The following is a 14569-nucleotide window of genomic DNA, read 5'->3' as shown; positions in this document are numbered from 1 at the left end:
GCGGCACCGACCGGTGTGGAGGCCGGCAATGACAGCGATGTTCGACCAGGAGCTGCGTGAGCAGCTCGCCCAGGCCCGCAAGGAACTCGCGGCGGCCCGGACCGAGGAGGACGCCGACGGCGTCCAGGCGTACGAGGGCCGGATCGCCGGACTCCTGCGGCTCGCCGCCCAGCACGGGATCACCCTGCCGCACAGCGCCGACGAAGAGGAGCGGCGCGAGTCCTGAGCAGTCCCGGCCCATCGCCGCAGGCGGCCCCCGGATCGTCGGGGGCCGCCTGCGTCACCTCCGCGCGAGGGCGCCGGGGCCGGACCGCCCGGCCGTGGGCAGCTCACCGGGGGCTTCGGACGGCAGCGCGGCCAGGAAGTCCGCCACCGCCCGCTCCAGCCGGGGCGCGGCATCCGGCGCCAGCCTCGGCGGACCGCCGTCACGCGGCTCGATCGCCCCGTCGAGGACGAAGGCGCCGCGGACGACGTACCGCGCGCCGAGCGCCGTCAGTACCGGCCGCAGCGCGTAGTCGGGGGCGAGGGCGTGGGCGAGGCTCCCGCCGGTCATCACCGGCAGCACCGTCTTGCCCGCCAGTGCGGAGCGGGGCAGCACGTCGAGGAAGGTCTTCAGCAGACCGCTGTAGGCGGCGTTGTAGACGGGTGACGCCACCACCACCCCGTCCGCGGCGGCCACCGCGTCCAGGGCCTCGCGCAGCACCGTGCTCTCGGCCCGCCCGGCGAGCAGCTCCGCCGCCGGCAGGTCGCGGACGCGGACGTGCCCGGTCCGGAAGCCGGCCTCGGCCAGCAGCTGGACCAGGTGGGCCGTCAGCGCGGCGGTGCGCGAGCCGGCCGAGGGGCTGGCGGATATCGCGAGCAGGGAGGTCATCGGAAGGGCTCCTTCGCGGGGACGCAGCGGCGACGGGACACGGCAGCGGCGGGACACTGCGGCAGCGGAACGGCGACGGCAGGACGCCGCAGCAGACACCCGGCGGTGCGGCGCCCGAGTGGGGCCGGGCGCCGCACCGCCTCAGGCCGCCCCGCCGGCCACCGTTCAGGCCGTGGGCGGCTCGACGGACTGGCCGTGCCGGAAGACGTTGTGCGGGTCCCACGCCGCCTTGATCCGCTGCAGGCGCGGGTAGTTCTCCTTGTAGTAGAGGTCGTGCCAGGGCACCCCCGAGGTGTTGAAGCGCGGGTCGCCGAGGTCGATGTCCGGGTAGTTCACGTAGCAGCCGTCGGTGATCCCGTTCGGCACCGGCACACCACCGGTGTCGGCGTAGACCGCCCGGTAGCAGTCGCGGGCCCAGCCGATGTTGCGGTCGTCCTCGGCGGGGTCGTTCCAGAACACCTGCCAGAGCATCTTGAAGGCCGCGTCCCGGTGCGGCGCCGCCGTCGCCGCCGGGTCGACCGCGTTGATCCGGCCGCCGTAGGAGGTCAGTTGCACGCTGATGTTCGGATTGGCCACGTCCTCGCGGGTGAGGTGCTCGTGGAGCGCGTCGAGCTGCCCGTCGGGGAAGCCGGCGCGCATGAAGGAGGACTTGTACTCGGCGCGCAGCGTCGGGTCGTTGAGCACGCTGTTGGTGGTGCCGAGCAGCCGGACCGCCTTGAGCCAGGGCAGCCGGCGCGGGGCGGCGAACTGGGGCAGCGCGGGCAGTTCGCCCATGTGCCGGGTCAGCGCGCCGCGCTCGACGCTGATGCCGTCGCCGATGTGTTCCAGGTAGTCGGCCAGCAGGCGCTCGGCGTCCGGCGCCGAGGCGTCCACCAGGACGAGCATGCCGATCTGGCCGGCGCTGCGGTGGTTGAGCACCAGCTGGCTGATCAGCGCCCGGGCCGGGTCGTCGGGCCCGAGGTGGGCCACGTGCCAGTCGGCGTAGTTCCGGGCCAGGCGGACGAACTCGTCCCGGCTCAACTCCTCCCACGGCCAGCTGACGGCGCTGACCAGGAGCTCCTCGGGCGGCTTGGGCAGCAGTGCGCGCGGGTCCCGCCCGGTGGCGCCCGGCGAGCGGAACCAGTAGCGGGTGACGACGCCGAAGTTGCCGCCACCGCCGCCCGTGTGGGCCCACCAGAGGTCGTTGTTCGGGTCCTTCGGGTCGCGGGTGCCGATCACCGCGCGGGCCCGGCCCGCCCCGTCGACCACGACCACCTCGACCGCGTACAGGTGGTCGACGACCAGACCGTGCAGACGGCAGAGCGGCCCCCAGGCGCCGCCGCTGACGTGGCCGCCCATGGCCACGGAGTAGCAGAACCCGGCGGGGACGACGACGCCCCACTCCGGGTAGAGGGTCTGGTAGGTGCGCAGGTTGGTGGCGCCCGACTCGACGGCTATCGCGTTGAGCCGGGGGTCGTAGCCCACCGCGTGCATGCCGGACATGTCCAGGATGATCCGGACGTCCGGGTTGTGGACGAAGTCCTCGTAGCAGTGCCCGCTGGAGCGCACGGCGAGCCGCTTGCCCTGGTCGAAGGCCTCCTGGACGACGGCGACCACCTCCTCGGTGGTGCCCACCAGCCGGATGGAGTCGGGCGCCGCGACGTAGCGCTGGTTGAGTCCGCTGACCAGGTCCTCGTACTGGCGGTCGGCCTTGGTCACGGTGATCCCGCCCCGGGTCCGCAGGGGGTCCGTCAGCACTCCGCCGCCGTCCGCGGCTCCCGCACCCCTGTCCCCGGCCCCTCCGCCGCCGTCCGCGACTCCTCCGCCGTCCGGCGCGCTACCCCCGTCCGACGCGCCCCCGTCGTCCGAAGCCCCCGTGGTGGCCCTGCCGGCCACGTCTTCGATCATCTCTGTCACACCTTTTCTCTTCACGCGAAATCCGGGCGGACCGCCCGAATGCGATGACCTGCCGAATTCCTGTGGCCCCCGTGCGGCATTCACGGATCGGCCGGGTCGCCCCGGCCGACACGTGGGACAGGATCGCGTCGTGAAATCCCCCGTGGTGTGCGGTCGCCGTCAGCTGTCGCGCAGCGGCGGAATCACCTCACGGGCGACTCGTTCGAATTCCTCCCGATGGGCCTCCCCCGGCCAGTCAAGGACGAAATCCGCGACACCGGCTCCGGTGAAGCGTTCGAAGATCTCCTCGTAGCCGTGCCGTCCTCTCCTCGGGTCCCACGGCCCGAAGACCGTGTACCCGCGCCGGATGTCCGCGGGGTCGCGGCCGGCCTCGGTGGCCAGCCGGTCCAGCCGGCGGTTCTGCTCGGCGGTGATGCCGAGCACCTCCAGCGCGCCGGCGCCCGGCGGGCCGTGGGTGTTCCAGGCGTCGGCGCACGCGGCCGCCACCCGGATCAGCGTCGGCGACTGGCCCCCGACGGTCAGCGGCAGCCGCGGCGACTGCAGCGAACCGGGCACCGTCACCACGTCCTTGACCCACAGCCGGCCGCCGTCGTGGCTGAACACCCCGCCGCGGAGCACGCCGTCGACGATCGCCACGTAGTCGGCGAACCGCTCGGCCCGCTCCTTGGGCGACCACGGCTCCTGCCCCACGCTGTGGTGGTCCCAGGGGAACAGCCCGGCGCCGATGCCCAGGTCGAAGCGACCGCCGGACAGGTGGTCGAGGGCGATCGCCTGCTTGGCCAGCTGGGCCGGCGGGCGCAGGATCTGGTTGGCCACCAGGGTGCCGATCCGGATCCGCCGCGTGGTCACCGCCGCCGTGGCCAGCACGGTCCAGCTGTCGAACCAGAGGCCGCTCGGGTCGCGCAGGTCCGCGCTGTGATCGGGCACGAAGACCTGGTCGAAACCGAGCTCCTCCAGCCATCCCAGCCGTTCCACCAACACCGGGAAAGGCTGGTCCGGATAGAGCATGACGCCGAATCGGCGGACGGGACGGGCGGGATTGTCCAATTGTTCGATCGTGCGTGGTCCGGTCATGTCGGGCACTCTCCTTCCGGTGCCGGAGCCTACTGAGAAACGGTCATCCGCGGCACGGCCGCGCGGAATTCCCGCTCATCGGAGGAATTCCGGCACCGGCCGGGGGTCCGGTACGGGCCGCCAGCCGTCCTCCGGGTGGTCGTACGTCCAGCGCGGTCCGTGCCGCACCAGCTCCCCCAGTGCCGCCACCAGGCGGTCGACGTGCTCCTCGGTGGTGCCGAGGCCGATGCTGGCGCGCAGCGCGCGGTCGCCCTGGTGCCCGGGCGCGTCGCGCAGCAGGGCGTGGACCGCCTGGTGCGCGCAGAACGCCCCGTCCCGGACGCCGATCCCGTACTCCGCGGAGAGCGCCGTGGCCACCAGCCGCTGGTCGGCGGGCGCGTCACCGCAGCGGGCGACGCTGAACGAGACCACGCCGAGCCGCGGGTGTCCGCCCGGCCACAGGTCCAGCAGGCGCACCCCGGGGACGGCGGCCAGCCCGCCGCGGAGCCGGGCCGTCAGCGCCTGCTCGTGCCGGGTGACGGCGTCCCAGCCGGTGGCGGTCAGCGTCCGGCAGGCGACCGCCATCGCATGGGTGCCCACCACGTTCGGCGAGCCGCCCTCGTGCCGGTGCGGCAGCGCCGACCAGCGGACGCTCTCCCGGCCGCCCTCCTCGGCGACCCTGGCCGTCGCCCCGCCGCCCGCCAGGTAGGGGTCGGCGGTGTCCAGCCAGTCGGCGGAGCCCACCAGGGCGCCGGCGCCGAACGGCGCGTACAGCTTGTGCCCGGAGAGCGCGGCCCAGTCCACGCCCCAGCCGGCGAGGTCCAGCGGCCGGTGGCCGGCCAGTTGGGCGGCGTCCAGCACGGTGCGCGCGCCGTGGCCGCCGGCCACCTCCGCCAGGTCGGCGACCGGCCACAGCTCCCCGGTCACGTTGGACGCCCCGGTGATCACCACCAGCTTCGGCCCCCTGGGGGCGTCGGCGAGCGCCTTCGCGAGCGCCGTCACCGCGTCCGCCGCGGTGGCCGGCCGGGCGAGGCGGTACACCGGGGAGCCGCGCCAGGCCAGCAGGGCGGCGTGGTGGTCGGTGGAGAACCGGAAGACCGCCGTGCCGGCCGGCAGCGCGCGGCCGAGCAGGTTGAGCGCGTCGGTGGTGTTGCGGGTGAACACCACCTCGGCGTCCGGGGCCGCGCCGACGAAGCGGCGCACCGTGTCCCGGGCCCGCTCGTAGGCCCGGGTGGAGACCGCGGAGGCGAACCCGGCGCCGCGGTGCACGCTGCTGTACCAGGGCAGCATGCCGTCCACCGCGTGCCGCACGGCCGCCAGGCTGGGAGTGCTCGCCGCGTAGTCGAGGTTGGCGTACGGCACCAGGGCCCCGGTCACCAGCGGCACCTTGAGGTCGCCGCCGACGACCTCCGGCACGGTCCGGGTGGCCCGCTGCGGCCCCGCGGCGGTCGCGGGCGTCACCGGGCCGTCCATCCACCGTCCATGACCAGCACCGAGCCGGTGAAGAAACCCGCCTCGTCGCCGGCCAGGTAGACGACCGCCGAGGCCGCCTCCTGCGCGCTCGCGATCCGGCCGAGCGGGTGCAGGGCGGTGAACATGTCGACCATCTCCTGGTTGCCGCCCACCGAGGAGCGGTACATCGGCGTGTCCACCGTCGCCAGTGCGAGGGCGTTGACCCGGATGTTCTCCCCGGCGTACTCCAGCGCGGCGGCCTTGGTGAGGCCCACGACCCCGTGCTTCCCGGCCACGTAGGCGCTGATCCCGGCGCCGAACCCGACCACGCCCAGCTGCGAGGCGTTGTTGACGATCACCCCGCCGCCGCGCCGCTGCAGGGCCGGGATCTCGTGCCGCATCGACAGGAAGACGCTGGTGAGCACCCGGCCGAGGTCCTCCGTCCAGGCCTCCGGCTTCTGGTCGGCGACCAGGCCCGGGGTGCCCAGCGTCCCGGCGTTGTTGAAGGCGATGTCCAGGCCGCCGTAGTGCTGCTCGGCCGCGCGGACGGCGGCCGCGACGTCCTCGTCGACCGTGACGTCGGCCGTGACGGCGATCGCGGCGCCGCCGGCGGCGGTGATCTCCCCGGCGACCCGGTCCAGTTCGCTCCGGCGCCGGGCCGCCAGCACCACGCTCGCGCCCTGCGCGGCCAGTGCCTTCGCGGCGGCCTCGCCGATGCCGGAGCTGGCGCCCGTCACCAGGGCGACCTTGCCCGTCAGCCGGTCCCGGGCGGGTGCGCCGAGCGGGGACCGCGTCGTGTTGCGTTCGTTCATGGCAAGTGGTGGGGGCCGCCCGAGGCCGGGCCGGCCCCGCTCCCTTCAGGCTCGGAGGATCAGCGTGGAGTGGGTGGGGAGGTGCTCGGTTCAGTCGCCGGGGGTGCCGCGTTCGACCGGCACGCCGATCAGTGACCCGTACTCGGCCCAGGAACCGTCGTAGTTGCGGACGTCCGGCCAGCCCAGCAGCTCGCGCAGGACGAACCAGGAGTGCGCGGAGCGGGCACCGACCCAGCAGTAGGTGATGGTGCCGCGGGCGGGCTCCAGGCCGGCGAACCGCCGGCCGAGCTCCTCGTCGGAGCGGAAGGTGTCGTCCGCGTCGACGACGGCCTCCCAGGGCAGGTGGACCGCGCCGGGGACGTGGCCGGAGCGCTGGGCCACCTCGTGCGGGTTGTTGCCGGCGGCGAAGGCGGCTCCGGCGAAGCCGGGTGCGAAGACCAGCCCGGAGTACTCCTCCGGGCTCCGGACGTCGATGATGTTGCGCTGCCCGATGGCGGCGAGGACGTCGTCCCGGGTCGCCCGGACGGACGGGTCCGGCCCGGTGACCAGGTAGCCGGTCGCCGGGCGGTCGGGCAGCGCGGTGGTGAGCGGGCGCCCGTCCAGCTCCCACTTGCGGCGGCCGCCGTCGAGCAGCCGCACGGAGCAGTGGCCGTGGAGGGTGAGGTACCAGTAGAGCTGGGTGGCCAGCAGGTTGGCGTTGGCCGAGTACACCACGACGGTGTCCTCCTCGCCGATGCCCTTGGCCCGCATCAGCCGCTCGAACGCCGCCGGGCCGACGACGCCGAGCCGCAGGTCGTCCTGGAGTTCGCTCCAGTTGATCCAGACGGCGCCCGGCGGATGGCCCTTGCGGTACTCGGTGTCCTCGTTGCCGGTCTCGACGAAGACCACTCCTGCGGTGCCGAGACGACGCTCGGCCCAGTCGCCGGTGACCAGGACGGAATCACGACCCATGGTTGCCCCTCGTGGAGTGACGGCCGGGTGGCCCCGGCGGGCGTCCCGGCCCCCGCACGGGGCCGGGCGAAGCGGACCGGGCGGGGCCGGCCGGCGCACCGGGCGCGGCCCCGCCGGGCGGAGCGTCAGGCCGGCGAGGTCTCGGCCGTCCGCTCCTTGGTCCCGGTGCCGGCCGCCCCGCTGCTGCTGGTGCGGTCCCGGTGCCAGGCGTAGGAGCTGAGCAGGATGCCGAGGACGGTGACGGCGGCGGCGGCGAGGTAGACGGAGCGCAGGCCCGGGCCGTCGATGACCCGGCCGCCCAGCCAGCCGGCCAGGGCGGCGGCGAGCTGGTAGCCGGAGGCGTTCACCGCGATCGCCAGGGTCGGCGCCGAACTGGCGGTGGTGAGCACCCGGGTCTGCATGCCGGGGATGACGGAGAAGCCCAGCGCGCCGATCACGAACACCATCACCGCGGTGGCCACGGTGCCGCCGCTGACCGCCCACATCACCAGCAGGCCCGCGGTGAGCAGGCCCAGCAGGCCGACCTGCGAGGCCATCAGGGAGCGGTCGGAGAGCCAGCCACCGACGAAGTTGCCGGCCGCCGCACCCACCCCGTACGCGAGCAGGAGCAGCGGGACGGCCCCGTCGGCGAAGCCGGTGAGGTCGGTGAGCAGCGGCGAGAAGTAGGTGAACACCATGAGCAGACCCATATTGGCGACGGCGGTGATGCCGATCGCCAGCTGGACGTTGCGGTTGCGGAACACCCGCAGCTCCGCCACCGCGCTGGTGGTGGAGGCCGCGACGTCCGGTACCAGCGGCAGCACCAGGACCAGACCGACCAGGCAGACCGCGGCGATGACGGCGAAGGTCGCGCGCCAGCCGAAGTGGTCGCCGATGAAGGTGCCGATGGGCGCGCCGAGCATCATCGAGAGGTTCATCCCGAAGACCAGCTTGGACACGGTCGAGGCCTGCTTGCCCTCCGGGGCCGTGGACGCGGCGATCACGATCGCGTTGGCGAAGAACGTGGCGGTCACCAGCGCCGTGACGATGCGCGCGGCGAACAGCACGGCGTACGCGGGCGCCAGCGCCGACGCGACGTTGCCGACGATCACGATGACGAGCAGGCCGACGATGAGCGGCTTGCGCGGGTACCGGGCGGTCAGTGCGGTGAGCACCGGGCCGCCGATGATCATTCCGATGGCGTACGCCGTGACCAGGAGACCGGCCGCGGGGATCGACACGTCGAGGTCGGCGGCGACGTCCGGCAGGATGCCGGCGATGACGAACTCGCCGGTGGTGATGCCGAACACGCACAGCATCAGGGAAAGGAGCTTCAACGACATGGTGTCTCTTCTGTCGGAACGGGAGCGTTGGCCGGCCGGCCGAGGGGCCGGAGCGACCGTCAGGGGGTCGGCGGCGGACCCGCGTAGCGGTACGCGTACGTGGTGCCCAGCGCGATGATGTGGTCGAGGTCCGGGCCGCCCACGTCCTCGGTGGGCAGCGTGAGGGCCCTGGCGTGCGGGATCTCCGCCTTCAGGAACAGGTCGAACTGCGGCCTGCGGTCCGGCTGGGGCGTGGAGTGGATGGTGAGGAAGCGGGCGTTCGGCGAGGTCGTCACGAAGCCGTGCGGAACGGTCCGCGGCACGATCATCGTGCTGCCGGCCTCGGCGACGAGCTCCTGCCCGTCGCAGATCATGCGCAGCGTGCCGTCCAGGACCATGAAGACCTCGTCCTCGTAGTCGTGGATGTGCAGCGGCGTGTTGTAGCCGCGGTTTCCGGTGTGCTGCACGACGGTGAAGGCGTTGCCGGTGGCCTCGCCGGGCACGCGTATCTGGGCCAGGCCGCCGAGCAGCCACACCGCGGTCTGTTCGGACTCGGGGATCAGCCGGCCCTTCTCGTCCCGGGCCATGTCGGGAAAGGTCATTGCGCTCCTCCGGTGGTCGTGGCTCTGCTCAGGGGGCGGCCGGTGCGGTCCGCTCGCAGTCGGCGAGGAAGGCGCTCACGCCCTCCGGGGTGGACAGCGCCCGCCACATCGAGACCGGGTCGTTGAAGTTGCCGACGAACGCGTCGGCCACCCGTTTGTCGGCCGCGGCCCGCCCGAACAGCGCGGCGACGTGCGGCGCGGGTTCGGCGAGGAAGGCGTTGCTCCACTCCACGACGTGGCGCGCGTGCTCCCACAGCCGCGCGGACGCGTCCCGGCAGAACTCCTCGCCGTAGGGCCCCTGGTGGCCCGTGATCAGCTCGGCCAGGGCGAAGGCGCTGTGCGAACCGAGGTTGGCGCCCTGGGCGGTGAGCGGGTCGTTGGTGATCCAGGCGTCGCCGACGGCCAGCGCGCAGGTGCCGTCGTCGAGCCGGGCCCAGCCCCGGCGGACCACCGGGGTGATGGCGCCCTGGGCGAGCTCGCCGGGCGCGGTGAGCGCGAAGCCGGCGGTGTCGATCCGCTCGCGCAGACCCGGGGCGTGGGCCGCTACCAGGTCGAGCACGTGCCGGTGGAACGCCGCCGGGTCGGCGTCGGCGTCGAGGTGGCAGGCGGACTCCAGCGGGCCGCCCGGGACGGCCTCGAAGGCGAGCACGTCGGCCCGGCCGGCCGGGGAGTGGAAGGGCAGGCGCAGGATCTCGCCGGCGCCGGGCAGGAAGTGGATGTCGAGGGAGTGCGGCACCTCCTCGTCGATCCCGAAGTAGATCCCGGCGCACAGGACGCGCTGCGGCGTGCTGTACGGCGAGCGGTCGGCGTCGACCGGGAACAGCCGCCGCACCGACCGGTTGCCGTTGGCGACGACCAGCAGGTCGTGGCGCCGGGCGAGTTCCTCGACCGGGCGGTCGCCGACCTCCAGCTCACCGCCGCGGTCGACGAAGGCGCCGAGCAGCCGCGGCAGGTAGATCCGGAAGTCGACCACGCTGGACGGCGGCCGCAGGTCGGCGAGGAACTCCAGCGGCCGCGGCTCGCCGGTGTGCATGGTGACCGCCCAGTGCCGCACCTGCGCGTCGGCGAACTCCCATTCGTGGACGCCGAGTTCCCGCTCCCGCTGCTGGGTCTGCCCGAACCGGGCGGGGAAGTTGCGCGGTCGGCCGCCCTTGAGGCCGTCGACGCCGTGCTCCGAGTACACCGTCGCCGGGACGCCCGACTGCTGCAGGCGCAGCGCCAGTTGCAGGCCGGAGATGCCGGATCCGATGATGCCCACGCCGGTCATGCGGACACCGCCTCGGAGCCGGCGCCCGGGCCGGCGTCGGAGCGCAGCCGGGCGGCGAGCCAGCCGACCGACTCGATCGTGTAGCCGGCGGCCTCCGGCGAGGCCAGCGCCGAGGCGGGGATCAGCATGGGGTGGCGCATACCGGCGTCGACGAGCTCGCCGATCCGCTTGAGCACCGTCTCCCGGCTGCCCGCGATGACCTGGTCGGCGACCACCTCGTCGGGCACCACCGCGAGCGCCCGCTCCACCTCCGCGCGGGTGAGCAGGTGCGGCAGCAGTTCGACCAGGCCCCGGTAGTCCTCGCCGAAGGGGTGGGCGGCGCCGTGCCGCCGCCAGGCCCGGGCGCCCGCGTGCAGCGCGAGGTAGCGGATCGGGGTGGCCCGCAGCAGGTCCTGCGCGGCGGCGTCGGTCGGCGCCACCACGATCGGGACGCCGCCCGCCGCGACGATGGTGTCGGGGTCGCGGTCGGCGTCGACGGCGGCGGCCCGCACCACGTCGAGCCGCCGGGCGTACTCCTCGGGGGCCATCAGTTCGGAGGGGAGCCAGCCGTCGGCGTGGCGGCCGGCCAGGGTGAGCATCCGCGGGCGGTTGGCGCCGAGCCAGATCCGGGGCGTGCGGCCCTCGGGGGCGGGGGTGATGAACGCCCGGTCGAGGGAGAAGTAGGTGCCCCGGAAGTCGTGCGGGCCCTCGCCGGAGAGCAGCAGGCGCAGGACGCGCAGCGCCTCCTCGACCCGGTCCACCTGGTGGTCGTGAGGCACGCCGTACGGCACGAGGTTCTCCAGCGCTCCCGCGCCGATGCCGAGGACGGGTGCCCGATCGGTGAGCTGGGCGAGGGTCAGCGCGGTCTGCGCGAGCACCGCGGGGTGGCGCCGGTTCGGGTCGGTGACCCCGATGGCCAGCCGGACCGGGCCGGCCTGCGGGGCGAAGTTGCCGAGCACGGTGGCGAAGTCGAGGCAGCGGTCCGGGGTCGGCAGGCCCGCCGCGACATGGCTGAAGTCGGTGTCCCAGGCCTGCCGGGGGAAGACGTTCATCAGGTGGTCGAAGACCAGGAAGGTGTCCAGGCCGGCCTGGCGGGCGAGTCCGAGCAGCCCCCGCCCGTCCTCGATCCGTCCGACCGCGTCCCAGACCAGGCCGACCTCGACACTCATGCTGCGCTCCTCACGGACTGGGCCCGGGCGATGAACTCGTCGGTGCTCCCGGGGCTGGCGAGGCCGCGCCACATGGCGTCCGGCCGGTCGAGGTGGGCGACGAAGGCGTCGGCCACCCGCTGGTCGCCCGCGGCGGCGGCGAGCAGGGTGCCCATGTGCGCCGGAGGCGGGCCGATGAACAGGTTGGTCCAGTCGACGACGGGCTGGGCGCGCTGCCACATCCGTTCGGAGACGCCGCGGCAGAACGCCTCGTCGTAGGGCCCGGCGTGCTCGCGCAGCACGTCGGCGAGGAGGAAGGCCAGCTCGGAGCCGAGGTTGGCGCCCTGCGCGGTGAGCGGGTCGTTGGCGATCCAGGCGTCGCCGACGGCCAGCGCGTACCGGTCGCCGTCGAGTCGGGCCCAGCCCCGGCGGACCACCGGGACGACGGCGCCCTGGAGCAGGTCCACCGGCCGGGCGAGCGCGAAGTCCTGCTCGTCGACGCGCTCCCGCAGGGCGGGCGCGTGGGCGGTGACCAGGGCGAGGACCTCCTTGGCGAACCCGTCCGGGTCACCGCGGCGGTCCCGCCCGGTCAGCGCCCCGAACGGGCCGTCCGGGACGGCCTCGACGAGTACGGCGGTCACCTGCCCGGCGAAGGAGTGGTAGGTCGGGGCGTGGATCTCTCCGGCCCCGGGGACCATGTGCATCGTCATCCCGGCCGGCTCCGGCGGCCGGACCCCGTGGAACAGGCCGCCGGCGAGGTGGCGCGGCGCCGCGAGGTAGGGCGAGCGGGCCGGGTCCCGCGGGAAGACGTCGGTGAGCGCGCCCCGCCCGGCCGCCACGACCACCAGGTCGTGGCGTTCGGCCAGCCGGTCCAGCCCGGCCCGGTCGGCCACCCGCAGCCGGACCTGGTCCCCGCCACGCCGCCGGTACTCCTCCAGCAGCGTGGCGAGGTACATCCGGAAGTCGACCGAGCTGGCCGGCTTCGGGAGCCGGCCGCGGAAGGAGAACCCGTCCGGGCCTTCCACGTTCAGGTGCATCCACGCGTTGTCGTACGCCGCCGAGGACCATTCGGTGACGCCGAGCGCGGATTCCCGTTCCCGGGTGGAGTCGAATCGAGTGACAAAGTTCAACGGCGGCCCGCTGCGGATGTCGTCGGGCTCCTGCGCCGTGTACAGCGTGGCGTCGATGCCGAACTGCCGTAGCCTCAGCGCCAGATGAAGACCGGAGATCCCGGTTCCCACAATGCCAATACTCATGTTCTCGCTCCACCTGTGCCGGAAATGGTGGCCTCCGGGCGTTGACGGGTGATGACGGGAGTCGTCGGGAGTGTCGGAAGCCGACCGGAGCGGGTCAGATGACCTCGACCCGCTGCAGATGGCGGGAGGTCGGCCCGTTGAAGGCATTGCGCCCGTGCACCAGCGCGATGTTGTCGGCGATCACGATGTCGCCCCGGCGCCAGTCGTGGGCGTAGCAGTAGTCGGGGAGGTGCAGCCGCTGCGCCATCGAGGCGACGAACTCCTCGGCCTGCGCGCCGTCGATGCCGTCGACCCGGACGGACACCGGGTTCTTGTACACCGCGGGGTCCAGCGGCTCGGCGAAGCGCAGCACGGGCACACCGGTGCCGGGGTGCTGGGCCACGAGCTTCTCGGTGACCTCGCCGCCGTAGTGCACCATCTTCTCGGTGGTGTAGGTGACGCTGATCCGCGCCCAGAGGTCGCGCAGCTCGGGGTCGGCGTCCCGGTAGACGGCGGTGGTGTCGGAGAAGACGGTCTCCCCGCCGGCCCCCGGGGTCGCGTCCAGGCACTGGAAGAAGAAGTACCGCGGATCGGCCTCGACGAAGGCGCCGTCCCAGTGGAACGGCACGTCGCCGCTCGCGAACAGGTAGTTGCGGGGATTGTCCTCGACCACCAGGTCGATGACCTCGCCCGGCTCCCACTTCAGGACTTCGCCCCACTTCCGACAGTAGTCGGCGAATTCCTGCTTTTCGAGGAGCGAGAATCCGCGGAGCACCAGGACCCGCGATTCCTCGGTCCAGCGGGCCAGCGTGTCCACCGGGATGTCGGCGATCCGGGCATTCCCGCCGGGGGCTTCGACCACGCGGCCGAACGGGCGGAGCGGAATGTGGCGCAGATCCGCGGCCGAGGGCTTGGGAGTCGTCATGTCGCGTCGTCCTCCTTTCTGAGGGGTGGCGGCCCTAGGGGCGGGCGGCGAGATGCGGGGCGACGAAATGGCTGGGCCGGCCGTCCCGCCAGACGACGGAGGCCTGGAGGTTTTCGGCGTCCCACCGCTTCACCAGGTACCGGCTGACGCCGTCGTCGAGCACCACGCCGTGCCACGGGGTCAGCCAGCCGTCCTTGGTCGGCATGAGCTGGAGCCCGAACTTCTCCGAGTGCGGGGGCTGCGGGTGTATCGACAGGCGTATCGCGTCGGGGAACTTCTCGGCGACCAGCCGGCTCCACGCATTGCTCCGGAGAATGGTCTGGTAGGCGGTGTCCTTGGAGTTCTTCCGGAGCTGGTTCCGGGTCGTCTCGCCGCCCTGGCGCGCCACCGCGTCCTCGAACATGAAGCGGTGTATTCCGTTGAACAGCGCGCGCGTGTTCCGGTCGGTGCGGACGTTCTCCTTGAGTTCTTCCAGCGTCGCGGAGTAGTTCTCCTCCAGAACGCGCCGCATCTTCGGGTAGTCGAGGCTGCCGAACGCGTCGTCCAGGCCGAAGAGGTCCAGCGCCGACCAGTGCGAGGTGCCGATCATGTCCGCGAGGACCTGCCGGTAGGCGGTCACCGCCCCGTCGCTCACCCCGACCACGTCGCCGAAGACGTGGCCGTCGGAGCAGATCGTGACCCGGGCGCCCGGCCCGTAGAAGTGCCGCACGTAGTCGCAGAGCGACTGCAGGAAGCCGACCGCCAGCTGCTCGCCGAGGTCCGGCAGCGCGCCGAGCACCTTGCCCTGGTTCGGGGACTTCGCCGGGAAGGCCGGCACCACGAAATGGATGGGCTCATTGCGCGCGGTGAAGCGCTCCATCTTGGCGCGGTGTACTTCGGAGCACGCCTCGCACCGCGCATTTCCGGAAGTCTCCGTGCCGTCCGCCCCACCGGCCGGTTCGGCCGCCAGCGCCTCGTCGACCCGCTGGTACCGGTAGAGCAGTTCGAGTACTCGCTCCGATGCCGTCCGGGCGGACGGCTCCCCCGTGGTGTCGTGGTTCAACACTCCTCCAGACAACATGCCCGTCGGGGCGCGAA

The 14569-nt window shown here is 73.4% G+C and carries 14 protein-coding genes; 1 reads left to right on the top strand and 13 read right to left on the bottom strand.

Annotation, left to right across the window (positions count from 1 at the left end; genetic code table 11):
• The first annotated feature begins 28 nt into the window (after positions 1-28).
• Positions 29-226, top strand: coding sequence for a hypothetical protein (locus tag ACFVYI_RS34080; RefSeq protein WP_387892739.1), 198 nt, complete (start codon positions 29-31; stop codon positions 224-226).
• A gap of 54 nt (positions 227-280) precedes the next feature.
• Here the strand turns inward: ACFVYI_RS34080 and ssuE are convergent, their stop codons facing one another.
• From ssuE to ACFVYI_RS34015, 13 genes are all read right to left on the bottom strand, one after another.
• Positions 281-871 (bottom strand): NADPH-dependent FMN reductase, encoded by a 591-nt coding sequence (ssuE, locus tag ACFVYI_RS34075; protein WP_387892738.1) that lies wholly within the window; start codon positions 869-871, stop codon positions 281-283.
• Positions 872-1036: 165 nt separating this feature from the next.
• Positions 1037-2608 (bottom strand): FAD-binding oxidoreductase, encoded by a 1572-nt coding sequence (locus tag ACFVYI_RS34070; protein ID WP_387892736.1) that lies wholly within the window; start codon positions 2606-2608, stop codon positions 1037-1039.
• A 318-nt stretch (positions 2609-2926) separates the two neighbouring features.
• Positions 2927-3841: an LLM class flavin-dependent oxidoreductase gene (locus tag ACFVYI_RS34065; protein ID WP_387892735.1), complete on the bottom strand. Its 915-nt coding sequence runs from the start codon at positions 3839-3841 to the stop codon at positions 2927-2929.
• Between the two features lie 75 nt (positions 3842-3916).
• Positions 3917-5281: an aminotransferase class V-fold PLP-dependent enzyme gene (locus ACFVYI_RS34060; protein ID WP_387892790.1), complete on the bottom strand. Its 1365-nt coding sequence runs from the start codon at positions 5279-5281 to the stop codon at positions 3917-3919.
• Positions 5278-6084: an SDR family NAD(P)-dependent oxidoreductase gene (locus ACFVYI_RS34055; RefSeq protein WP_387892734.1), complete on the bottom strand. Its 807-nt coding sequence runs from the start codon at positions 6082-6084 to the stop codon at positions 5278-5280. Before ACFVYI_RS34055 ends, ACFVYI_RS34060 begins: the two co-directional genes overlap by 4 nt.
• A gap of 90 nt (positions 6085-6174) precedes the next feature.
• A complete protein-coding gene (locus ACFVYI_RS34050) occupies positions 6175-7035 on the bottom strand; it encodes a sulfurtransferase (protein WP_387892733.1) in 861 nt (286 codons plus the stop codon).
• Between the two features lie 125 nt (positions 7036-7160).
• Positions 7161-8357: an MFS transporter gene (locus ACFVYI_RS34045; protein ID WP_387892731.1), complete on the bottom strand. Its 1197-nt coding sequence runs from the start codon at positions 8355-8357 to the stop codon at positions 7161-7163.
• Positions 8358-8416: 59 nt separating this feature from the next.
• Positions 8417-8938: a cupin domain-containing protein gene (locus tag ACFVYI_RS34040; RefSeq protein ID WP_387892729.1), complete on the bottom strand. Its 522-nt coding sequence runs from the start codon at positions 8936-8938 to the stop codon at positions 8417-8419.
• Between the two features lie 28 nt (positions 8939-8966).
• On the bottom strand, positions 8967-10205 hold the full coding sequence (locus ACFVYI_RS34035; RefSeq protein WP_387892727.1) for a styrene monooxygenase/indole monooxygenase family protein: 1239 nt from the start codon (positions 10203-10205) through the stop codon (positions 8967-8969).
• Positions 10202-11353 carry an LLM class flavin-dependent oxidoreductase gene (locus tag ACFVYI_RS34030; RefSeq protein ID WP_387892725.1) on the bottom strand — a complete coding sequence of 384 codons (1152 nt, stop codon included), beginning with the start codon at positions 11351-11353 and terminating at the stop codon, positions 10202-10204. The genes ACFVYI_RS34035 and ACFVYI_RS34030 overlap by 4 nt, the downstream gene beginning before the upstream one ends.
• The gene (locus ACFVYI_RS34025) at positions 11350-12588 is read right to left on the bottom strand and encodes a styrene monooxygenase/indole monooxygenase family protein (RefSeq protein WP_387892723.1); all 1239 of its coding nucleotides are present in this window, start codon (positions 12586-12588) and stop codon (positions 11350-11352) included. The genes ACFVYI_RS34030 and ACFVYI_RS34025 overlap by 4 nt, the downstream gene beginning before the upstream one ends.
• 94 nt (positions 12589-12682) lie before the next feature.
• Positions 12683-13492 carry a TauD/TfdA family dioxygenase gene (locus ACFVYI_RS34020; RefSeq protein ID WP_387892721.1) on the bottom strand — a complete coding sequence of 270 codons (810 nt, stop codon included), beginning with the start codon at positions 13490-13492 and terminating at the stop codon, positions 12683-12685.
• A 34-nt stretch (positions 13493-13526) separates the two neighbouring features.
• Positions 13527-14534 carry an L-tyrosine/L-tryptophan isonitrile synthase family protein gene (locus ACFVYI_RS34015; protein ID WP_387892719.1) on the bottom strand — a complete coding sequence of 336 codons (1008 nt, stop codon included), beginning with the start codon at positions 14532-14534 and terminating at the stop codon, positions 13527-13529.
• Between the last annotated feature and the right edge of the window lie 35 nt (positions 14535-14569).

The organism is Kitasatospora sp. NPDC058218, from assembly GCF_042882445.1.
Classification (GTDB): domain Bacteria; phylum Actinomycetota; class Actinomycetes; order Streptomycetales; family Streptomycetaceae; genus Kitasatospora.
The sequence above is the reverse complement of the archived record's forward strand: the minus strand, read 5'-3'. Positions and strand labels throughout refer to the sequence as shown.